This is a genomic window from Lentzea alba (assembly GCF_047445655.1).
In the GTDB taxonomy this organism is placed as follows: Bacteria; Actinomycetota; Actinomycetes; order Mycobacteriales; family Pseudonocardiaceae; genus Lentzea; species Lentzea alba_A.
In genome coordinates this window covers 125,285-145,161 of sequence record NZ_JAJAEG010000026.1, presented here as the reverse complement: position 1 = coordinate 145,161, position 19,877 = coordinate 125,285, and the positions used below count along the sequence as shown (strand labels likewise).

22 protein-coding genes are annotated in these 19,877 nt (G+C 68.0%); 11 read left to right on the top strand and 11 right to left on the bottom strand.

The window, feature by feature from the left end:
* Nucleotides 1–2: 2 nt before the first annotated feature.
* Genes LFM09_RS35790 through LFM09_RS35780 form a run of 3 tightly spaced genes read right to left on the bottom strand, consistent with a single transcriptional unit; the run spans nucleotide 3 to nucleotide 2,934 of the window.
* Complete coding sequence (locus tag LFM09_RS35790; RefSeq protein ID WP_414101028.1) at nucleotides 3–1,193, bottom strand: ABC transporter permease; 1,191 nt, start codon at nucleotides 1,191–1,193, stop codon at nucleotides 3–5.
* Nucleotides 1,190–1,870 (bottom strand): ABC transporter ATP-binding protein, encoded by a 681-nt coding sequence (locus tag LFM09_RS35785; RefSeq protein ID WP_414101027.1) that lies wholly within the window; start codon nucleotides 1,868–1,870, stop codon nucleotides 1,190–1,192. Before LFM09_RS35785 ends, LFM09_RS35790 begins: the two co-directional genes overlap by 4 nt.
* Nucleotides 1,867–2,934, bottom strand: coding sequence for an efflux RND transporter periplasmic adaptor subunit (locus tag LFM09_RS35780; RefSeq protein ID WP_414101026.1), 1,068 nt, complete (start codon nucleotides 2,932–2,934; stop codon nucleotides 1,867–1,869). The genes LFM09_RS35785 and LFM09_RS35780 overlap by 4 nt, the downstream gene beginning before the upstream one ends.
* 132 nt (nucleotides 2,935–3,066) lie before the next feature.
* Between LFM09_RS35780 and LFM09_RS35775 the strand changes: the two genes are divergently transcribed.
* The 3 genes from LFM09_RS35775 to LFM09_RS35765 are packed head-to-tail and all read left to right on the top strand — an operon-like array spanning nucleotide 3,067 to nucleotide 5,670.
* Complete coding sequence (locus LFM09_RS35775; RefSeq protein WP_414101025.1) at nucleotides 3,067–3,915, top strand: helix-turn-helix domain-containing protein; 849 nt, start codon at nucleotides 3,067–3,069, stop codon at nucleotides 3,913–3,915.
* Complete coding sequence (locus LFM09_RS35770; protein ID WP_414101024.1) at nucleotides 3,890–4,063, top strand: DUF397 domain-containing protein; 174 nt, start codon at nucleotides 3,890–3,892, stop codon at nucleotides 4,061–4,063. Before LFM09_RS35775 ends, LFM09_RS35770 begins: the two co-directional genes overlap by 26 nt.
* Before the next feature lie 59 nt (nucleotides 4,064–4,122).
* Nucleotides 4,123–5,670: a hypothetical protein gene (locus LFM09_RS35765; RefSeq protein ID WP_414101023.1), complete on the top strand. Its 1,548-nt coding sequence runs from the start codon at nucleotides 4,123–4,125 to the stop codon at nucleotides 5,668–5,670.
* On the opposite strand, the gene LFM09_RS35760 is transcribed toward LFM09_RS35765, so the two are convergent.
* The 7 genes from LFM09_RS35760 to LFM09_RS35730 form a co-directional block, all read right to left on the bottom strand.
* Nucleotides 5,665–6,348 (bottom strand): phosphotransferase, encoded by a 684-nt coding sequence (locus LFM09_RS35760; RefSeq protein ID WP_414101022.1) that lies wholly within the window; start codon nucleotides 6,346–6,348, stop codon nucleotides 5,665–5,667. The two genes, LFM09_RS35765 and LFM09_RS35760, sit on opposite strands and share 6 nt — an antisense overlap.
* Nucleotides 6,349–6,352: 4 nt before the next feature.
* Complete coding sequence (locus tag LFM09_RS35755; RefSeq protein WP_414101021.1) at nucleotides 6,353–7,186, bottom strand: gamma-glutamylcyclotransferase; 834 nt, start codon at nucleotides 7,184–7,186, stop codon at nucleotides 6,353–6,355.
* A 314-nt stretch (nucleotides 7,187–7,500) separates the two neighbouring features.
* Nucleotides 7,501–9,084, bottom strand: coding sequence for a Na+/H+ antiporter (locus LFM09_RS35750; protein WP_414101020.1), 1,584 nt, complete (start codon nucleotides 9,082–9,084; stop codon nucleotides 7,501–7,503).
* Nucleotides 9,085–9,102: 18 nt separating this feature from the next.
* Nucleotides 9,103–9,411: a thioredoxin gene (gene trxA / locus LFM09_RS35745; RefSeq protein ID WP_414101019.1), complete on the bottom strand. Its 309-nt coding sequence runs from the start codon at nucleotides 9,409–9,411 to the stop codon at nucleotides 9,103–9,105.
* Complete coding sequence (locus LFM09_RS35740; protein ID WP_414101018.1) at nucleotides 9,402–9,785, bottom strand: MerR family transcriptional regulator; 384 nt, start codon at nucleotides 9,783–9,785, stop codon at nucleotides 9,402–9,404. Before LFM09_RS35740 ends, trxA begins: the two co-directional genes overlap by 10 nt.
* Nucleotides 9,786–9,827: 42 nt before the next feature.
* Nucleotides 9,828–10,226, bottom strand: coding sequence for a hypothetical protein (locus LFM09_RS35735; RefSeq protein ID WP_414101017.1), 399 nt, complete (start codon nucleotides 10,224–10,226; stop codon nucleotides 9,828–9,830).
* A gap of 8 nt (nucleotides 10,227–10,234) precedes the next feature.
* The gene (locus LFM09_RS35730; RefSeq protein WP_414101016.1) at nucleotides 10,235–11,158 is read right to left on the bottom strand and encodes a DUF6745 domain-containing protein; all 924 of its coding nucleotides are present in this window, start codon (nucleotides 11,156–11,158) and stop codon (nucleotides 10,235–10,237) included.
* Between the two features lie 176 nt (nucleotides 11,159–11,334).
* Here LFM09_RS35730 and LFM09_RS35725 point away from each other — a divergent pair, with 176 nt between their 5' ends.
* The 8 genes from LFM09_RS35725 to LFM09_RS35690 all read left to right on the top strand — a co-directional run bounded on the left by LFM09_RS35725 (nucleotide 11,335) and on the right by LFM09_RS35690 (nucleotide 17,626).
* On the top strand, nucleotides 11,335–12,177 hold the full coding sequence (locus LFM09_RS35725) for an LLM class flavin-dependent oxidoreductase (RefSeq protein WP_414101015.1): 843 nt from the start codon (nucleotides 11,335–11,337) through the stop codon (nucleotides 12,175–12,177).
* 11 nt (nucleotides 12,178–12,188) lie between these two features.
* Nucleotides 12,189–13,460 carry an LLM class flavin-dependent oxidoreductase gene (locus tag LFM09_RS35720; RefSeq protein WP_414101014.1) on the top strand — a complete coding sequence of 424 codons (1,272 nt, stop codon included), beginning with the start codon at nucleotides 12,189–12,191 and terminating at the stop codon, nucleotides 13,458–13,460.
* 49 nt (nucleotides 13,461–13,509) lie between these two features.
* On the top strand, nucleotides 13,510–13,644 hold the full coding sequence (locus tag LFM09_RS35715) for a hypothetical protein (protein ID WP_414101013.1): 135 nt from the start codon (nucleotides 13,510–13,512) through the stop codon (nucleotides 13,642–13,644).
* Nucleotides 13,645–13,683: 39 nt separating this feature from the next.
* Complete coding sequence (locus LFM09_RS35710) at nucleotides 13,684–14,562, top strand: amino acid ABC transporter permease (protein WP_414101012.1); 879 nt, start codon at nucleotides 13,684–13,686, stop codon at nucleotides 14,560–14,562.
* Entirely contained in the window at nucleotides 14,559–15,281 is a 723-nt protein-coding gene (locus tag LFM09_RS35705; RefSeq protein ID WP_414101011.1) for an amino acid ABC transporter ATP-binding protein, read from the top strand. Before LFM09_RS35710 ends, LFM09_RS35705 begins: the two co-directional genes overlap by 4 nt.
* 12 nt (nucleotides 15,282–15,293) lie before the next feature.
* Complete coding sequence (locus tag LFM09_RS35700) at nucleotides 15,294–16,223, top strand: ABC transporter substrate-binding protein (protein ID WP_414101010.1); 930 nt, start codon at nucleotides 15,294–15,296, stop codon at nucleotides 16,221–16,223.
* Between the two features lie 10 nt (nucleotides 16,224–16,233).
* The gene (locus LFM09_RS35695) at nucleotides 16,234–16,686 is read left to right on the top strand and encodes a winged helix-turn-helix domain-containing protein (RefSeq protein ID WP_414101009.1); all 453 of its coding nucleotides are present in this window, start codon (nucleotides 16,234–16,236) and stop codon (nucleotides 16,684–16,686) included.
* A gap of 64 nt (nucleotides 16,687–16,750) precedes the next feature.
* Nucleotides 16,751–17,626: an aminoglycoside phosphotransferase family protein gene (locus LFM09_RS35690; RefSeq protein ID WP_414101008.1), complete on the top strand. Its 876-nt coding sequence runs from the start codon at nucleotides 16,751–16,753 to the stop codon at nucleotides 17,624–17,626.
* Nucleotides 17,627–17,653: 27 nt separating this feature from the next.
* Here LFM09_RS35690 and LFM09_RS35685 read toward each other — a convergent pair whose 3' ends face one another.
* Nucleotides 17,654–19,753, bottom strand: coding sequence for an ATP-binding protein (locus tag LFM09_RS35685; protein ID WP_414101007.1), 2,100 nt, complete (start codon nucleotides 19,751–19,753; stop codon nucleotides 17,654–17,656).
* Between the last annotated feature and the right edge of the window lie 124 nt (nucleotides 19,754–19,877).

Here is a 19,877-nt window from a genome sequence, read left to right as displayed (position 1 = left end):
CCCTATTCATGCCTGAGCGCTTCGATGGGGCGGAGCTTCGCCGCACGTGAAGCCGGGTAGCTGCCGAAGAAGAGGCCGATCAACGCCGACACGGCGAACGCGAGCAGCACCGACGACGGCACGAGCACGGGTTGGATGCCGGCGATGGTGAACCGGCTGCCGATCACGCCCGCAGCGACGCCCAAGAAACCGCCGAACAGGCTCAGCAGCGTCGCCTCGATCAGGAACTGGCCGAGGATCGACGACCGCGGCGCGCCCACGGCCTTGCGGATGCCGATCTCGCGGATCCGTTCGGTGACGGTCACCAGCATGATGTTCGTGATGCCGATTCCGCCCACCAGCAACGAGATCGCGGCCACCGACGCCAGCAGCACGGTGAACGTCTCCGTCGTCGCGGTGCGCGTCGAGAGCAGCTGGTCCTGCGACAGGATCCGGTAGTCGGCAACACCTGTGATCTTGTGCCGGCCGTTGAGGATCGTCGTCACCTGAGCCTGCGCATCAGGCAACGCGTCGGCCGACTGCGCCTGCACCACGATTTGGGTCAGGCCGCCGTAGCCGGTCAGCGCGTTCTGCGTGGTCGTCAGCGGCGCCACCGCGATGTCGTCGGCGTCCTGCAACCCGCTGGAACCCTTGGCTGCAAGCACACCGATGACGGTGAACGGGATGTTGTTGACCAGCATGGACTTCCCGACCGGATCGGTGCCGGGGAAGAGCTGCGTGGCGACGGTCGAGCCGATCACCACGACCTTGCGCGCCTGCTGGACGTCGTTGTCGGAGAACAGGTTCCCCTGCGCGACGGCGCTGTTCGTGGTGTCGAAGTAGCGCGGATCCGAACCGATGAACTGCGCGACGTCGTGCGTCGTGTCGCCGTAGCCCGCGGTCGCCTGCGCGGTCACGACGGGCGACGCGTACTTGACGGCGGGGGAGTCGGGGCCGACCAGCGCCGCCGCGTCCGCCGTGGTCAGCGGCTTGGCCGTGCTGCCCGGTTGGGCGCGCTGCGGGCTGACCGTCAGGATGTTCGTGCCCAGTCCGGCGATGCTCTGCTGCACCGCGCTGGACGCGCCGTTGCCGACCGCGATCAGCAGGATCACCGACGCGACACCGATCAGGATGCCCAACGTCGTGAGCCCCGACCGCATCTTGTTCGCCGTCAGTCCGCGGACCGCGAACGCGGCGATCTCGACGATTCTCACACCAGCACCCCCGCAACCCGGCCGTCCACGAAACGGACCGTGCGCATGGCGTGTGCTGCGACCTCGTCCTCGTGCGTGATCAGCACGACGGTCCGCCCGCTGGCGTTGAGTCGGTCGAGGATCCCGAGAACCTCGCGGCTGGACTCGGTGTCCAGGTTTCCGGTCGGCTCGTCGGCCAGCACGATCGCGGGCGACGTCACCAACGCACGCGCGATGGCGACGCGTTGTTGTTGGCCGCCAGACAGTTCGTTGGGCCGGTGGTGGGTGCGATCCGCGAGGCCGACCAGTTCGAGAGCGGCCATCGCGCGTTCACGACGTTGCGCACGCCGAACTCCCGCGTACACCAGCGGGAGCTCGACGTTCGCGAGTGCCGTGGTGCGCGGCACCAGGTTGAACGACTGGAAGACGAACCCGATCTTCCTGTTGCGCAGCAACGAGAGCTGCTCCTCGTCGAACTCGCCCGTGTCGATGCCGTCCAGCAGGTACTTCCCGGACGTCGCCACGTCGAGGCACCCGAGGATGTTGAGCAGCGTCGACTTGCCGGAGCCCGACGCGCCCATGATCGCGATGTACTCGCCCTTCTCGACGGTCAGGTCGAGGCCCCGCAGCGCGTGCACGGCCGTGTCGCCCGCGCCGTAGGCCTTGCGGAGGTTCTGGACCTCGATGACCGGGCTCATCGACCGGTCCCGGTGAGGCCGCCGTTGTTGCGCTGGCCGCCGGTGCCCGTTCCGGGGAAGTTGCCCTGCTGCGGCTGGCGGTTGGTGTTGGTCGACGTCGTCACCTGCGGCAACACGACCTCCTCACCGGCGGTCAGCCCGGACTTGATCTCCACGTACTGGTCGCCGCGCACGCCGATCTCGACGGTCTTGCGGGTCTCCGCGCCGTTCTCCATCACCGCCACGCTGCTGGCACCGCTGACGGTCTGCACGGCTGCTGCGGGCACCGCGAGCACGTTGGACGCCTGCGCGACGGTGACTTCCACGCTTGCCGACTGACCTGGCCGCAGCCCGGCCGGCGGCTCGGTCAAGGTCAGCGTCACGCCGTACTGCACAACGTTGTTCGACGTCGTAGGGGTGAGATCGACCTGGGCGACCTTGGCCTGGATCGGCTGCGCGGCCATGGCGTTGACCGTGACGGTCGCGGCCTGGTCGGCCTTGAGCTTGCTGACGTCGGTCTCGGAGACGTTGGCCTTCAACACGAGGTTCTTCAGGTCCGTGACGACGACGAACCCGGTCGTGGCGCTGCTACCGACCTTCTGCCCCACGGAACCGGTGACCGACGTGATCGTGCCGTCGCCGGGCGCGGTCAGCGTGGTGGCCGCGAGCGCGTCCTGCGCCTGCTTGAGAGCGAGCTCTGCCTGCCGGTACGCCGTGGTGGCGGTGCCCTTGAGCGCGGCGGTGTCGAGGTTGTCCTGCGCGATGTCGGCCTGCAGCTGCGCCTGCGTCGGATCGAGCTTCGCGAGTTGCTGGCCCTTCGTGACGACGTCGCCGACCTTGACGTTGACCTCGGTGACCGTGCCGTTGGTGCTGAACGACGCCGAGGCGCTGAACGAGCTCTGGACCGTGCCCGACGCCGTGACCACCTCGCTGACGTCGCGGTTCGCGGCCGCGGCGGTGCGCGCGGCGGTGGGCTGGGCGTTGCCGGAGGAGCCGAAGAACACCAGGTAGCCGGCCACACCGGCGCCGAGGAGCACCACCACCAGCAGTCCGTTGATCAACAAGGATCTGCGACGTCGAGTCATGGCCTGGGATCGTCGTCTTCGCACCTGTAGACAGGCTGCGAGATTCCTGGCAGTTTCCTGATGATCGCCGGCATTCCGTTTTCACCCGAATGAGCAGATTCGTGGTTTGCTACCAAGCCCTAGCTTCGGAGCATGACCACGAGCACGCCGTCCACGGCCTACAGCAGGGATCTCGGTGACGAACTCCGCCGGTTGCGGGAGTCCTGCACCAATCTGAAGGGCGTCGCGCTGGCCCTTCAACTCGGCTGGGATCCCAGCAAGGTGTCCAACATCGAGCACGGCAAGGCGCGGCCGAGCGAGATCGACCTGGTGCAGTACCTGACGATGTGCGGCAAGGACACCGACTACTTCGAACACTTCAAACGCCGCTACAAGAACGCCTTCGAGGAGTACATCGTCCTTGTGTCGGACAACCTCCGCACACTTGCGATGGCGGAGTCGACCGCGAGGACGATCACCAGCTACGACACGCAGGCGGTGCCGGGCCTGGTGCAGACGCCGGAGTACGCCGACAGCCTGTACCGGATGGGCGGGTACATTGCCGAGGACCGAATCCCCACGGTGGTTCAGTTCCGCATGGACCGGCAGTCGATCCTGAAACGACACAATCGGCCGACTTGCTTGTTCTACGTCCATGAGCATGCGCTGCAGACGCAGGTCGGCGGCGACCGGATCATGAAGGATCAGTACGCCCGGTTGTTGTTCAGGGGGTACACGATCCGGATCGTGCCGGCGGACGCGGCGTTGGTCGCCACGAGTTGCGTGTTGTGGGAGTACGAGAAGGCGCTGCCGGTCGCGTTCACCTCGACCGACCTGGCCAAGGTGTTCGTGCAGGATCCAGGCGCCATCGCACGTACTCGCCTGCTGTTCGACCGTTTGGATGAGGTCGCCTTGGATGAGGAACAATCGCGGAGCAAGCTGGCGGAATACGCTGGCCGACCGCGAGAGGACCTCGATGACGCAGGAACGCGCATGGCGTAAGAGCAGCTACAGCGGCGCGACCGAGGACGACAACTGCGTGGAAGTGTCGCTGGCCCGCGACGCGCTCGTTCGTGACTCGAAGAACCCCTCCGGAGACGTCCTGACCTTCGGCGCGACCGCCTGGCGGAAATTCCTCGAAATCTGTTGAACCGCCGTCCGTCTCAGCACGTGTTCCCGCCGACGAACATGATCGAGGGGGACAGGGCGATGGCGAACGAGATGACCGTGTTGCTGCCGAAGCAGGGTGCGTCGATCACGCAGCTGCGCAGGAGGGCACCGCTGCGGGTCGACGTCGCGGGCGGCGGCCCGGTCGGTCTGGCGTTCGCCTGCACGCTGAAGTCGTTGCTGGGGGACCAGGTCGTGCTGCGCGTGTACGACCGCCGCTGGATGCGCCGTGACGGCCGTGTGGTGTGGCGTGGCCCGGCCGAGGGCAACAACCGCCGCGAGCAGGTCGTGACGCTGCAGAGCAACGTCTGGGCCGCACTGCCCGTCGCCGTCCAGCAACGCCTCTTCACGCCCGGCAAGTTCTCCGAGATGTGGCCGCTGGGCCCGGACTCGCCCGAGTCGAAGGGCCGCCCGCGCAACATCAAGATCCGCTGGATCGAGGACGCCCTGCTCGACCTCGCCCAGGACTCCCACGGCATCGAGCTCGTCCCCGAGGCCTACGCGGTTCCTGCCCGCTGGGACGACCGGCACGTGCTCGCGATCGCCGACGGAGCCCGTTCCGCGACCCGCGACGCGCTCTCGTCGCACTTCGGCACGCCGAGCCGCGAACTGTTCTCAGTGGACGGTTCGCCGCTGGACGAGCGCGTGCTCGGCATCCGCGTGAACGCCAAGGCGCCCGACGAGCACACCGTGCCGTTGACGGTGGCGCAGAACAGGTTCCTCTTCAACTCGCTCGGCGGCGGCTTCATCAACATGCGTCTGACCGCTGAGGAGGCCTCCGAGATCGTCGCGCTGGGCGAGTGCGGCCCGGTCGCGTGCATCGGCAAGTTCGGCTGCTCGATGCGTCCTTCTCCGGGCGGTCGTTTCGTGTGCGACCGCCACCGCGCCGTGTTCAAGCCGTCCGTCGACAAGCTTTCCTACCTGTGGCCGCGAATCCTCGACGGCCTGCGCTTCTTCGGCGTGGGCGTGGCGGACGTCGTGGGCATCAACTCGTTCACGCTGGGCATGCAGCAGATGTCGAAGTTCACCGCCCAGCTCGCACCCTCGACGTTCGGCTTCCTGCTGGGCGACGCGGCGAACTCGCTGCACTTCTGGCCTGGCCGCGGCCTCAACACCGGCCTGAAGAGCGCGCTGTCGCTGGCCGTGAACCTGCAGAAGCGTTGGCGCGGCAAGGCTTTCCGCGCCGCCGACTTCGCCCAGCACGAAGGGATCATGCAGCAGCTGCAGTACCGCGAGAAGTCCCGCGCGTGGACCACGATGCTGATGCCGGACTCCGAGGGCGTGCCGCGCGGCATCGAGGACCGCATCCGCGAGGGGCTGCAGGGCCCGTACGACCGCGCTGCCTTGGTTTCGACGTTGTTCTCTCGTGTTTTGGAGATCAAGAAGCGGCTGGGCGACCGGATGGGTTCCCTGGCGACCGACGAGTGGTACTACGGCCGCATCAACGCGCTGGACGTGCGCACCCTGAAGGTCATGGTGGAGTCCGGCGCCTGGATCACCCGTGAGATCGGCGGCGAGGAGGTCGAGGTGCCATCGGCTGTGCCGGCTGCTGTCGAACCGGTTCGACGCGGGCTTTCGCTGGTCTCATAGGTGCTCGCGCACCCAGTCGTGCGCCTTGCCGATCGCGGCGGGTACTCCGCTCTCCTTCAGCCTGATCATCGCCGGGTCGTCACCGGCCTCGATGCCACGGCGACACCGGTCCTGCCACCAGAGGATGGCCGGGATCACCTCGCCGCGGTCCTCGAAGCCGTAGCCGTCGCAGATCACCCCGATCAGCCTGGACGCCTCGGCCACGTCGACCGTGGCGTGCCCGAGGTCCAGGTACTGCCAGCAGATGTGCGCGATGTCGTGCACCCGCCGACCAGGCCCGGCAAGGTCCCAGTCCACGAACGCCACCGGCTCGTCGCCGCGGTAGACCGTGTTCTTGGGCGCGAGGTCGTTGTGACACACCACCTCTGAGCCCCCAGCGAGCTCCGTGCCCGCGGTCAGGTCGTGCAGCTGCCGGGTGAGAGCGGCGACCTTCCTCAGGCTCGCCTCGGTTCTCACTCGCGCCTGGTCCTCCTGGCGCCAAGCCGCGTCCCCGTCGAGGAAACTCAGGATCTCGCGACCCTCCTCGTCGATCCCCAGGAACCGCGGCGCGCCAGGCCAGGGGTCGAGGTGGTCGAGCAGCCGGTGCACGTAGGGCGAACGGGGGTGCTGCGGCCGGCGAACCGTCTCACCGACCCGAACCACCGCGTTGATCCCGCCACCCGGCAACCTGTCCGTCACCCCCTCAGCCAACAGCGAGGTACACCCAGGCGTCCACTCCTGAACCCAGCCGCACGAGCGCGCGCCTGTAGTCGTCCACCTCGTAGAGGTCGGCCGCCGCGAGCTCCGCGGTAGTCACCTCCAGCACTGTCCCGGCGGTCGTGTCCGCGGCGTCACCGGTGTGCCGGACGATCGGATGCCGGTCCGTCCCGCTGACCGCGATCACGGCCGGATCGGTGATCGTCACCCAGTCCTGCCGATACCCCGGCAGCACGTCCTGGACGCCTCGCAGCTCCCGCCCGAAGTGCTCGACCTGCACCGACGGCGTCTGCAACGTGCCGTACGAGAAGAGGTTGACCACCGCGTCCGCCGGCCCGCCGATCCGCCGCAACGCGGGGTTCGCGAGGTCTGCGTTGCCGAGCACGACCGAAGCCCGATCCACAGGCCCGACCTCGGCCAGGTAGTGGCGACTGGCAGCGTGATACCGCTGGTCAAAGGCCCGACGGGCCTGTTCGAGCCCGCCCAGCAACTCCGCGTCCCTGCGCGTCCCGCGTTCCCGTGCCACCTCGAACGGCGTGTCGACGAAGACCACCTCGTCCCACACCAGCTCGCGCTGCAGAAAGCTCCCGTCCACCACCAGCACGAGATCCTCGGCAGCGAGAACCGGCGGCTCCTCGATCGGCGTGTCCGAGCGGAGGTCGATGATCCGCTCCCGGTACTTCCGATCCCCACCGGGCCCGAGCGGCTCCAGCACCAGCCGCGAGAACGCCTCGAAGTCGTAAGCGTCGAGGTAGTAGCCGTCCGCCGAGTCCCGGCCCTGGCGATGCCTGATCGCACGCGGGTTGTGGAACCCGTCCATCGANGCGGCTCCAGCACCAGCCGCGAGAACGCCTCGAAGTCGTAAGCGTCGAGGTAGTAGCCGTCCGCCGAGTCCCGGCCCTGGCGATGCCTGATCGCACGCGGGTTGTGGAACCCGTCCATCGACAGGTGCGCCGCAGCCCGCCCGCGAGCAGCAACGGCCGCGGTCAGCTCACGGGCCAGCGTCGTCTTGCCCGAAGCGGTGATCCCGTCGACCGCGACCCGCAGCGGATGCCCAGGGCGCTGTTGAGCGAGGTGGTCGGCGATCCTGCCCAGCACGCGGTCCCGCGGTGTGATCATGGAACCGAGCCTAGGTCAGTCCTCGTCGACCTCGCGCCGCGAAAGCCGGACCTCCTCCACGTCCAACCGCCGCTGCACCGCCCGCAGCACGATGTCGTCGATGGCCCGCTCATCCCGCAACCGCACCACCGTCGCCCGCTTGTGCGCGATCAGCTCCAGCCGCAGCGCGTTGTACTCGACTTCGGACTGCACCACCTCGTCGTCACCGGCCTCCTTGGCCCGCCTGACCTCCAGGTGGTGTTCGTACTCGGCCAGCACGCGCTTGTAGACGACGTCGCGCACGCCCACCTTGTCGGCGAGCGAGGGCAGTGCCTCGTAAGCCTCCTCGGACGCCGTCGCCTGGGCGAGCCGCAGTTCCTCGTCCAGCGCGGTGTCCTCGGGCAGCTGCGAGAAGCGGATGATCGACGGCAGCATCAGCGACTGCACGACCAGGGTCAGCACCACGACACCGGACGTGATGAGGATGATCTCGTCGCGGAACGGGAACGGCGCTCCGCCCTGAACCGTCTCGGGCACAGCGAGAGCGGCCGCCAGCGACACCGCCCCGCGGAACCCGGCTGCCGACGACACCAGCCGTTGCCGGGCGCCCACGCGCCGAAGCCGTTGCTGCGGACGGCGATCGATGGCCCGGATCACGTAAGGAGTCGTGTAGCCCCACAGCAACCGGGTGCCGGCCACGGTCAGCGCCACGAGCCCGATCGCTCCGAAAGCGGTCAAGATCTCGGACCCGTCCAGAGAACGCACCGCCGCATGAGCCTGGAGTCCGATCAGGACGAACAACGCACCGTTGAGCAGGAACGTCGCGATGCCCCAGAACGCGTAACTGACCTGCCGGGTGTCGGCGGGCACGATCCGCGGCCCGACTCGTGCCAGCGTGAGCCCGCAGGTCACCACGGCGATCACGCCGGAGCCGTGCGCGACCTCGGCCAGCAGGAACGCCGAGAACGGCGTGAGGATGCTGACCACGCTCTCGTGCAACGGGTTGTCGAGCCGCTTGCGCACCTGCACGGCGAGCCACGCGATCGCGAGACCGGCGACCGCGCCGCCCGCGTAGGACAGCAGCAGCCGCAGGCCGACCGCGCCGGTGCTGAACTGCTGTTCGCCGGCCGTGATGGCGACCGCGATCGCGTAGATCACCAGCGCCGTGCCGTCGTTGATCAACGACTCGGCGCGCAGGATCGTGGTGGTGCGGCGCGGCATGCCGCGGGCGATGGCGGACACGGCCGTCGCGTCGGTGGGTGCGAGGGCTGCGCCGAGCACCCACGCCGGGCCCCAGTCGAGGCCCAAGGCGTGGGCGACCGATGCGACCGCGCCGGCCGTGGCGACCACGAGCAGCGTGCTGAGCAGGATGATCGGGCGCAGGTTGCTGCGGATCTCCCGCAGCGAGGTGTTGAGGCTCTCCCAGTACAGCAGCGCGGGGAGGAAGATCAGCAACATCGCCTCGGGCGGCAGGCTGACCGACTCCAGCGCCGGCACGAAGCCGAGGACCGCGCCACACAGGACAAGCAGCACAGGGGCGGCGAGGCGCAACCGTCCGGACGCGACGGTGCTCGCCAGGATGCACACGCCCAGCACCACTACGAGTTCGAGACCGAGCATGCGCTCAAGATAAGCGGCTCACGCGCTCAGCGCGTCATCCAATTCGGCGAGCAACCGCGACTTGGGGCGCGCTCCCACGATCTGCCTGATCGGGACGCCGTCGCGGAACAGCAACATCGTCGGCAGCGACATGATCTGGTAGTCGCGGGCGGTGGCGGTGTTCTCGTCGGCGTTGATCTTCAGAACGGTCAGGTCGTCGCGTTCGCGGTCGATCTCGTCGAGCACGGGCGAGAGCATGTGGCACGGCCCGCACCACTGCGCCCAGAACTCGACCAGCACGGTGCCGGTGCTCACCTGCGAGGCGAACGTGGCGTCGGTCAGCTGCACTTGAACTCCTTGGGTTCGTCGACGAGGCACGGGTCGTACGCAAGTCGGGAGAGCAGGAAGGACCGAACTGTCTGGAGCCGCTCCAGGCATGCGTCGACCTCGGCGAGCCTGCGCCGGTAGACCGCCCGCGAGTCAGGGCACGAGTCGCCGGACTCGTGCCCGGCCCGCAGACAGTCCACGAACGGCTTGGCGTCCTCCAGGCTGAGTCCGACCGCCTGCAGCGACTGGATCTCCGTGACCAGCCGCAGGTCGTGTTCGTCGTACTCGCGGTAGCCGTTGGCCGTGCGCTGCGCCTCCAGCAGCCCCTGGGACTCGTAGAAGCGCAGCGCACGGGTGGTGGTGCCGGCTCGCTTGGCCAGTTCGCCGATCCTCATGGACCGAACGCTAAACCTTGACGCTCACGTCAAGGCAACCCTTCAGTCGGCGACCAGGCCTGAGAGTTCCCGCTGCCGCCGCACGACCCAGCGGCCAGGCGCGATGCCGGTGCCGCCGTGCTCGGGATGCAGCAGGTAGACGGGCGCGGTGTTCTCGACGACGCCGACGTCCCGGTCCTGCGCGTCCGACCACCTGCAGGTGCCCGGATGGGCGACGAGAACGTGGGGGTTGCGACCGCTTCCGCCGGTGACGAGGTGGATGCCGTTCGCCGGCACCCACCGTGAGGCGTTCTCCTCCGGCGCGTGGCCGAGCATCTGGAGAGGGATGACGATCAGGTCGCCCTGGGCCTGGAGGCCGTCGACGACGGGGATGGTGGACTCGCGCTCGAGGTGGTCGAGCGCGTCGACGCTGGTGAGGTCGACGAGTTCAGCAAGGTTCATGGTGTGTTTCAGGTGCGTCGAAGGAGTTGGAGGTACTGGTCCGGCTCCAGCCCGTAGGTCCAGGCCACGGCCTGGACGGGGTGCTGGAACCACCTGGGCACGCGCAGGCCGTAGCGGCGCCGGGTGCCGTCACGCTCGACCGAACCGTTGACGGCCACCAGCAGGCGGGCGGGTCCGGGCAGGTCGTGCAAGGTCAGGTGGAAGCCCGGGTTGGCGGGGTCGGGCGCGGAGGAGATCGGCGTCAGCGGACTGCCGTGCCAGGCGTACGCGCAGCTGCCGTCCGCGAACGTCACCGCGGGGCCGTCGTCGTTGTGCGGCAACGAATCTTCATCAACGTGCACGGCTGTCGGTCGCTCGGCTATGACGCAGACGTCCTCGCGCGGCCACCACCAGCCGGTGGAGCGCGCGAGCGTCGCCCACACGTCGAGCAGTGCCCGGTCGTGCCGGTTGAAGCGGGCCCCGAGAACACGACGATGCACGTCGAGCTCGGCCAGCCACGCTGCTTCGTGCTGACCGGTCCAGCCCAGCCCGAGCCACGCCGGCATGGTTGATTTCACCATCGGCACAAGGCATTCCCGCAGGCGCGTCCGCAGGTACTGGCTGACCTCGTGCGCGTCTCGGAACCAGTCGGCGCACCTGATCAGCCGATAGCGGAGGTCGGCTGCCAGCGCCGCGATCTGTGCCTCGACGGTCTGCCACTCGCCATCGAACCGGAGAACACCCTTGGCAGGCAACGACTTCGCGGCTTGCGCTGGCGAGCGCGTCCAGATGAACTCCGGTGGAGGTCTGCCAGTGGCCGCGTAGAGCTGCGCCACGGCCTCTTCGGCCGCTGGGCGATCAGCGGGTGCCGTGCTCAGCGCATGGCGAAGCCATTCGGTGCGGAGCTGGCGAAGGGTGGAGGAGCGGGCCTCAAGCCCGCCCGGTGCACTCACAGCGCGAGGGCGCGCACGCCCTTTCGAGTCGACATGCCGAAGATCGTGACACCACGACCGTTCGAAGCGCAAGCACCAAATATTCCCGCTCTGGCGACGTTTCCCACCCAGTGGCCGTCCCAGCGGTCACCCCCACCGCGCGCACAGAATGCGAAGACCCGACGAGAGGGGGACCGGTGGGGTCACCACTGCACCTGGCCGTCGCACTGCGCGCGACCGGCGACGAGGCGTTCAGCGCCCAGCACTGGGTGGACCGAGTGCGCGAGGCCGAGGAGGCGACGCTCGACTTCGTGACGTTCGACGACTCGCTGGGCGGCGAACCCGGACTGGACGCGGTGCTGACCGCCGCCCGCGTCGCACCGCTCACCGCGAACATCGGCCTGGTGCCGACAGCGGTGGTCACGCACACCGAGCCGTTCCACCTGTCGAAGGCGATCGCGACGCTCGACTACGTGAGCAAGGGTCGGGCTGGCGTGCAGCTCGCCACGGATTCGTTGCACGGCAAGCACTTCGGCCGCCGCGACGACTTCGCCGACCTGTGGGCGGAAGCCACCGACCACGCCGAGGTCATCACCCGCCTGTGGGACAGCTGGGAGGACGACGCCGAGATCCGCGATGTCGCCACGGGCCGGTTCGTCGACCGTGAGAAGCTCCACTACATCGACTTCGAGGGCCGATGGTTCAGCGTGCGCGGCCCGTCGATCACGCCACGCCCGCCGCAGGGCCACCCGCCGATCGCCGCCACCGAACCGGGTTTCGCGGACATCGTGTTCTCGGACAACGCTTCGGTGTCCGACAAGCTCGTCTTCCGAGACGTCGACGGCGTGCCCGACCCCGACCAGCTGATCGCCTGGCAGGAAGAAGGATTCGCCGGTTTCCGGTTCCACGCGGACCTCCGCGAGATCACCCGCGGCCTCATCCCCGTGCTGCGCAGGCGCGGCCTGTTCCGCGACGCCTACGAGCACACGACCCTGCGAGGCCACCTCGGCCTCCCCAAGCCCGCCAACCAGTACGCCTGAAGGAGCGCGAGATGACCAAGCAGATCCACCTCGCCGCGCACTTCCCCGGCGTGAACAACACCACCGTGTGGAGCGATCCTCAGGCGGGCAGTCACATCGAGTTCGACTCGTTCGTCCACTTGGCACAGACGGCGGAACGTGCGAAGTTCGACTTCTTCTTCCTCGCCGAGGGGTTGCGACTGCGCGAGCAGGGCGGCCAGATCTACGACCTCGACGTGGTCGGCAGGCCGGACACGTTCACGGTGCTCGCCGCGCTGGCCGCGGTGACCGACCGGCTCGGGCTGGCCGGCACGATCAACTCCACCTTCAACGAGCCCTACGAGGTGGCCAGGCAGTTCGCCTCGCTCGACCACCTCTCCGGCGGCCGTGCCGCGTGGAACGTCGTCACGTCGTGGGACGCGTTCACCGGCGAGAACTTCCGGCGCGGCGGCTTTCTCGCGCAGGAGGACCGCTACACGAGGGCCGAGTCGTTCCTGCGCACGGCGTGGAAACTCTTCGACACAGGAATCGGCCGTTTCGAGCACCGGGACCAGCACTTCGACATCAGCGGCACCTTCGGGGTCCCGCAGTCACCTCAGGGCCGTCCGGTGATACTGCAGGCCGGGGATTCCCACGAGGGCAGGGAGTTCGCCGCCGCCACCGCCGACGCGATCTTCTCGCGGTACGGGACGCTGGAGGCGGGGCAGAAGTTCTACCACGACGTCAAAGGCCGGCTCGCCAAGTACGGGCGCACCCCGGACCAGTTGGTGATCCTGCCGGCCGCCACGTTCGTCCTCGGCGACACCGACGCGGACGCCCAGGAGAAGGCGGCGGTCGTGCGGCGGCAGCAGGTGAGCGGCGCGACCGCGATCCGGTTCCTGGAGCAGGTGTGGAACCGCGACCTCAGCGGCTACGACCCGGACGGCCCGTTGCCCGAAGTCGAGCCGCTGACCGGCGAGAACACCATCGCCAAGGGTCGCGCGAGCGTGCGGATGTTCAAGGACCCGGCGGCCACCGTGAAGGAGTGGCGGGAGAAGGCCGCGGCCAAGAACCTGTCGATCCGCGACCTGGTGATCGACGTGAGCGCGCGGCAGACGTTCGTCGGGTCGGCGGACAGCGTGGCCACGGAGATCAACGACCTGGTGCAGCAGGACGCGGCGGACGGGTTCATCCTCGTGCCGCACGTGACGCCGGGCGGGCTGGACGAGTTCGCCGACACCGTCGTGCCGCTGCTGCAGGAGCGCGGCGTGTTCCGGGAGGACTACACCGGTCCAACCCTGCGGGATCACCTCGGTATCCGATAGTTGTTCACCACGTGGACGTCCTTGCTCGGGCGACGCAACGCTCCTTAACGTGAGCCGCGTTCTGCAAAGTGCTCTCATCGAGCGCAGGGAAGGGAGGGCAGGAATGGCCTACTTCGCTCTGTTCCTGTCCTCCCGCAGGCACATCGACCACGGGCGCGTGTCGAGCACCGCCTGTCTCGGCTGATCTCAGCCCCTCGCCCCGCTTGCCCGACAAGGACTCGCGATGTCTTCTGGCACCCTCACGTCTCCGTCCACAAAGGACAGATCGGACGATCTGGCCTCGTCACCCGTCGTCGCCGCCCGCCACCCGTGGCGGTGGGTCGGCGTCGTCGCCGTGCTGGTGCTCGTGGCGCAGTTCGTCCACGGCCTGGTCACCAACCCCGCCTGGGACTGGCCGACGTTCGCCCGCTACTTCACCGCGCAGTCGATCCTGACCGCGGTCGGCACCACGATCGTGCTGACCGTGCTCGGCACGGTGCTGGGATTCGCCCTGGGCATCGTGGTCGCCGTGCTCAGACTCTCGAAGAGCCCGTTCCTGCAGGCGGTCGGCTGGACCTACATCTGGGCGTTCCGGTCGATCCCGTTGATCGTGCAGTTGTTGTTCTGGTTCAACATCTCCTATCTGTACCAACGGCTCAGCCTCGGCATCCCGTTCGGGCCGGAGTTCGTCAGCTTCGAGACCGTGCAGCTGATCAGCCCGATGGGCGCCGCCGTGCTCGGTCTGGCGCTGCACCAGGCCGCGTACGCCGCGGAGATCGTGCGGTCCGGTGTGATCTCGGTCGACCGCGGTCAGCTGGAAGCCGCTGCCGCGCTGGGCATCCCGCGGTTCCGGCAGTTCCGCAGAATCGTGCTGCCCCAGGCGATGCGGGCGATCCTGCCGAACGCCGCGAACGAGGTGATCAGCCTCTTCAAGGGCACGTCGGTGGTGTCGGTGATGGCGATCGGCGAGCTGTTCTACCAGGTGCAGGTGATCTACGGCCGCAACGCGCGGGTCGTCGCGCTGCTGATGGTCGCCACCGTCTGGTACATCATCCTGACCACGCTGCTCTCGATCGGCCAGCACTACGTCGAGCGCTACTTCGCCCGAGGAGACCGCCGATGATCGAGGTTCTGGGCGTGCACAAGAGCTTCGGCGACAACGAGGTGCTGCGCGGGGTGTCGCTGGAGGTCGCGGCCGGAGAGGTCGTGGTGGTGCTCGGCCCGTCCGGTTCGGGCAAGTCGACGTTGCTGCGCACGATCAACCACCTGGAGAAGCTCGACCGGGGGTTCATCACGATCGACGGCGACCTGATCGGCTACCGGCAGCGCGGCGGCAAGCTGCACGAGCTCAAGGAACGCGATGTTCTCAAGCAGCGCAGGCACATCGGGTTCGTGTTCCAGAACTTCAACCTCTTCCCGCACCTCACCGCACTGCAGAACATCGCGGAGGTGGCCCCGCTGGCGGACGCGCGGCGGTTCCTCGCCCGAGTCGGCCTGGCGGACAAGGAAGACGCCTACCCGCGCCAGCTGTCCGGCGGCCAGCAGCAACGCGTCGCGATCGCGCGAGCCCTTGCCACGCAACCGAAAGTCGTGCTGTTCGACGAACCGACGTCAGCGTTGGACCCTGAGCTGGTCGGCGAGGTGCTGGACGTCATGCGCGACCTCGCCCGGTCCGGCACCACGATGGTCGTGGTCACGCACGAGATCGGCTTCGCCCGCGAGGTGGCCGACCGGATCGTGTTCCTCGACCAGGGTGTGATCGTCGAGCAGGGAACTCCTGCCGAGGTGCTCGACAACCCGGTCCACGACCGCACCCGCGCGTTCCTGTCCAAGGTTCTCTAGAAGGAGTTTGTTGTGCGTAAACCACTTCTCGCCGCTCTGGTCCTCGTTCTCGCTGCTTGTGGAACGGCCGAGAGCGAGCCCGCGGCGCCCGGTGGTCTGAACGTGAACCTGGGGCCTGACCAGAACCGCGTGACGGCCCAGAAGGACGACAAGATCGCGTCGAAGGTCCCGGAGAAGTTCCGAACAAAGGGCGAGCTCGTCATCGGCGGATCCGCCGGCACAGCACCGCCACTGCGCTTCTACGCCACCGACGACCGCACGGTGATCGGCGTGGAGACCGACATCGCCACGCTGGTCGCGGACGTGTTGGGCCTCAAGCCCAAGCTCGAAGTCGCGTCGTGGGAGAACCTGTTCGTCGGCCTCGACAGCGGCAACTTCGACGTCGGCCTGTCGAACATCACGGTCACCGAGGCGCGCAAGGAGAAGTACGACTTCGCCACCTACCGCCTGGACACACTGGCGTTCGAGGCGAAGAAGGGCGGCACGTGGAAGGTCGCGGAGCCCAAGGACGTCGCGGGCAAGGTCATCGCCGTCACCTCGGGCACCAACCAGGAGAAGATCCTCGTCGACTGGAGCGCGAAGAACGTCGCCGCCGGCCTGAAAGCCACGGACATCAAGTACTTCCAGAACTCGTCGGACTACTACCTGGCCCTGCAGTCCGGGCGCATCGACGCCTACCTCGGCCCGAACCCGACCTCGGCCTACCACGCGGCCACGTCCGGGCAGACCGAGGTGATCGGCAACTTCTCCGGTGGCGCCTCCGTGCAGGGCAAGATCGCCGTCACCACCAAGAAGGACAACGGCCTGATCACCCCGGTCCAGGAGGCGCTGAACCAGCTGATCGCCAACGGCAAGTACGCGGAGGTGCTCAAGCGCTGGGGCCTGTCCGACGAGGCCGTGCCCACCTCGGAGATCAACCCCGTCGGCCTGCCGAAGACGTGAGGGATCCGTCATGCGATTCAGCATCACCATCGACACCGAGGACGAGGAGACCGCGCTGCGGCTGCTCGGCGCGTTGAAGGACGCGGGCCTGGTGCACGCGGCATCGGCTGTGGTCGAAGACGTCGACGTCCGAATCCTGCCGCACACCCGGCAGGTGCTGCTCCGGGACGAGCCGGTGGAGCTCACCAGGCTGGAGTTCGAACTGCTGCTGCACCTGTGTGAGCATCCCGACCGCGTGCACCGCCGCCGTGAGCTGCTGTCCGCGGTGTGGGGCATCGACGACCACTACAGCGGCGCCCGCACGGTCGACGTGCACGTCCGGCGCGTGCGGCAGAAGCTCGGCGACGCGGCGGAGGTGATCCAGACCGTGCGCGGCGTCGGCTACCTGGTGGCCTCCGGCGGCCGGGTGCGGGTCGAACGCTCACCGAACGTCGTGCAGCTCGCCGACCGGCGCGCCGGATAATTGAGTTGCCCGGCCCAGAGGTCCGGTGTTGCATCGAGACACCGGACCTCTGGGGAGCTGATCGATGCACGACGGCGAAGCCGCCATTGGCGTGTCCCTTGTGGACGAACTGATCCGCACGCAGTTCCCGCGCTGGCACGGTCTGCCGATCAGCCAGGTCGAGCACGGCGGCGGCACGAGCAACGCGATGTACCGGCTGGGCGAAGACCTGGCCGTCCGGCTGCCGCGCATCGACTGGGCGAAGGACGAAGCGGGCAAGGAGGCGGCCCTGGTACCGCTGCTCGCGCCGCACCTCCCGGTCGCCGTCCCGGAACCGCTCGCGCTGGGCGAGCCCACCGAGACCTACCCGTACCAGTGGTCGGTGGTCCGCTGGCTCAGCGGCTCGACCGCACCGGTCGAGGCGGTCGACGAGGACACCCCGATCCGGCTGGCCAAGCTGATCCACGCACTGCACGGCATCGACGCGACCGGCCGGCCGTGGACCACCTACCGCGGCCGCCTGGACGCCTCCAACCACGACGAACCCGTCCGCGGCTGCATCGCCGAGCTGGGCGGAGATCCGCGGCTCACGGCCGTCTGGGAGGAAGCGCTCGACGCGCCGCGCTGGGACCAGCCCGCCCGGTGGCTGCACGCCGATCTGCACGAGGGCAACCTGCTGTTCACCGGCGGCGAGCTCACCGGCGTGATCGACTGGGGTTGTGCGGGAGTCGGCGATCCGGCGGGGGATCTCATGACGGCCTGGCTGTACCTCGACGAGCGCGGCAGGCGGGTGTTCCAGCGGGAGATGAGCGAGTTCGACGACGCCACCTGGGCTCGTGCGCGGGGTTGGGCGCTGCACCTCGCTGTGCTCGCGTTGCCGTACTACCGCGAGACGAACCCGTTCCTCGCTGGCATCGCGCGCTGGACGCTGGATCAGCTGTGCCCAGGTTGGGTGGAGTAGTTCTTCCTCCCCGGCGAGGCTGTTCGGTCACCGGCCGATGCGCTCCTCGGCGTCGGCCAAATCCTGCAAGCTGATCGCGAGGAACCGCTTCGCGTTGTGCTGTTGGCAGATGGCGACGGCCTGCTGGTGAACTTCGACGGCTTCGTGCACTCGACCTGCGTCACGGTAGGCGCGACCGAGGTAGTTCAGCACGTAGACCTTGTCCATCGGCAAGCCTCGGCCACGAATGCTGTTCCAGGCCGCTTCCTGGTATCGGACGGCGTCCTGCACTTGTCCCAGGCCTCGGTAGATCTCACCTCTGGTCACGAGAGGAATGCCGTCATCTGGATCAACCTGATCGGGAGGAAGCACAGACAGCTGTTCGTACCAGCGGAGCGCCTCGTTCCATCTGCCCAGTTCACCGCAGGTGTGAGCCAAGTTGATCAATACGGTGCGCTGCCAGCTCGCGTAGCTGATCTCTTGTGTGATCGCCAGGGATTCTCGGAGGCACCTGTAGGCACTCTCGAGTCGGCCGCCCTGCTTGTGTGGAAAGCAGATGTTGTTGAGGGAGACACACTCGCCTGTGCGATCGCCTGCCAGGCGTCTCAGATTCAGGGCGCGCTCGTGGCAGGAGTATGACGTTTCGAACTCTGCGAGCTGCGCGTGCAGGATGCCCAGGCTGTTGAGGATCTCCGCCTCGCCGCGTTGGTCGCCGACGCGCCGGACAGCTTCGAGGCCGACGGTGGTCGTCGGCTTCCACTCCAGCCAGCGGTGGCCCTTCATGTAGTGCCGCGTGAGCAATGCTGGCAGCTGCCAGGCCTGAACGTCGAGTCTCCGATCCCCAGCGCAGCGGGTGATCGCGACGAGGTTGGTGTGCTCCTGGTCGAACCACGTGGTGACATCGTTCTTGGTGGCGAAGGTCAGCGGGTTGATGCCAGGTGGCAACGGATCTGGCTCGATCCGGCGGTAGTGGGGATCGGCGATGCGCTGAGCATGGGCGACTGTGTGGACGTACCAGGCCGATAGTCGTTCCAGCGCGTCCTGTTGGGCAGAAGGCGCTTCATCGGCTTGAGCACGTTCGGCGGCGTAGAGCCGCAGCAGGTCGTGGAACCGATAGCGGGTGCCGTGCGCCTCCAGCAGATGCGCGCTGACGAGCCTCCGCAACGACCGACGGGCCAACCCTCCGGTGAGCGCGTCCGCGGCTGCTTCGCTGATGTCCGGTCCGGGATGCAGGCCGAGCAGCCGGAACACCTTCGCGTCATCAGGTGCCAAAGCGCGGTAGGACGACGAGAAGACCGCGCGCACCGTGTTGGTGTCGTCATCAGGTGACAGCGTCTCCAACCGTGACTGCTCGTCGGCCAATTCGGCGACGAGGTCCGCTATCGGTGTGTTCGAGGCGGCCACCCGTTCCGCGATGATCCGCAACGCCAGGGGCAGCCGCACACACAGTTCGGCCAGGTTCTCCAGCGTCGCCGATGGCAGACCGTCTCCCAACGTGGCGGTGAGAAGGTCTATCGCCTCGGCGGGTGACAGGACGTCGATCGTCACGCGGTGAGCGCCCTCGCGAGCGACGAGGCTCGCCAGCGCACTGCGGCTCGTCACGACGACCAGACACGTGTCGCTGCCAGGAAGCAGCGGACGTACCTGTTCCGCGGTCGCCGCGTTGTCCAGAACGATCAGCACCCGCTTGCCTGCCAGCGCGGAGCGGTACAGCCGCTGACGCGCTTCGAGATCGCTGGGAATCTGGGAGGACGGCACGTTGAGCGTGCGCAGGAAACCCTCCAGCACCAGCCCTGGTTCCGCAGGCGGGTCGACAGGGTCGTAGCCGCGCAGGTTCGTGTACAGCTGACCGTCCGGGAAGTGTTCGCGAACGCTGTGTGCCCAATGCACGGCCAGCGCTGTCTTGCCCACACCTGCGGTACCCGCGATCGCGGAGATCACCAGAGCCCGGCCATCGGCTTTCAACAGACCGTCGAGGCGCTCCAGGTGGTCGGTGCGACCGGTGAACCCACGCACGTCGCAAGGCAACTCACGTGGGATCGGCAACGGTGCGGTGTGCTCGCTCAGATAGATGGCACCGGCCTGCACAACCGACGTAGCTGCGCCACGCAGCACGTTCTGGGTCGAACCGTCCGACGGGGGGAGCATGGCAGCCGACCGTATCCGCTCAAGGAAGACTCTCACCGTCGTTGAACGAACCTTCCCTCGATCGGCTGAGAGATGCGGCCGCTCAGTGAACCGGGCCGCGTCCGGCCGCCGCCGTTCGACCGAT

Bases quoted from the DNA above. Each gene is read 5' to 3' on its own strand.
- LFM09_RS35750 (WP_414101020.1), bottom strand. From the start codon at position 9,084: ATGCTCGGTCTCGAACTCGTAGTGGTGCTGGGCGTGTGCATCCTGGCG.
- LFM09_RS35690 (WP_414101008.1), top strand. From the start codon at position 16,751: ATGCACGACGGCGAAGCCGCCATTGGCGTGTCCCTTGTGGACGAACTG.
- LFM09_RS35685 (WP_414101007.1), bottom strand. From the start codon at position 19,753: ATGCTCCCCCCGTCGGACGGTTCGACCCAGAACGTGCTGCGTGGCGCA.
- LFM09_RS35740 (WP_414101018.1), bottom strand. From the start codon at position 9,785: ATGAGGATCGGCGAACTGGCCAAGCGAGCCGGCACCACCACCCGTGCG.
- LFM09_RS35735 (WP_414101017.1), bottom strand. From the start codon at position 10,226: ATGAACCTTGCTGAACTCGTCGACCTCACCAGCGTCGACGCGCTCGAC.
- LFM09_RS35765 (WP_414101023.1), top strand. From the start codon at position 4,123: ATGGCGAACGAGATGACCGTGTTGCTGCCGAAGCAGGGTGCGTCGATC.
- LFM09_RS35785 (WP_414101027.1), bottom strand. From the start codon at position 1,870: ATGAGCCCGGTCATCGAGGTCCAGAACCTCCGCAAGGCCTACGGCGCG.
- LFM09_RS35780 (WP_414101026.1), bottom strand. From the start codon at position 2,934: ATGACTCGACGTCGCAGATCCTTGTTGATCAACGGACTGCTGGTGGTG.
- LFM09_RS35755 (WP_414101021.1), bottom strand. From the start codon at position 7,186: ATGGACGGGTTCCACAACCCGCGTGCGATCAGGCATCGCCAGGGCCGG.
- LFM09_RS35705 (WP_414101011.1), top strand. From the start codon at position 14,559: ATGATCGAGGTTCTGGGCGTGCACAAGAGCTTCGGCGACAACGAGGTG.
- LFM09_RS35695 (WP_414101009.1), top strand. From the start codon at position 16,234: ATGCGATTCAGCATCACCATCGACACCGAGGACGAGGAGACCGCGCTG.
- LFM09_RS35770 (WP_414101024.1), top strand. From the start codon at position 3,890: ATGACGCAGGAACGCGCATGGCGTAAGAGCAGCTACAGCGGCGCGACC.
- LFM09_RS35720 (WP_414101014.1), top strand. From the start codon at position 12,189: ATGACCAAGCAGATCCACCTCGCCGCGCACTTCCCCGGCGTGAACAAC.
- LFM09_RS35710 (WP_414101012.1), top strand. From the start codon at position 13,684: ATGTCTTCTGGCACCCTCACGTCTCCGTCCACAAAGGACAGATCGGAC.
- LFM09_RS35775 (WP_414101025.1), top strand. From the start codon at position 3,067: ATGACCACGAGCACGCCGTCCACGGCCTACAGCAGGGATCTCGGTGAC.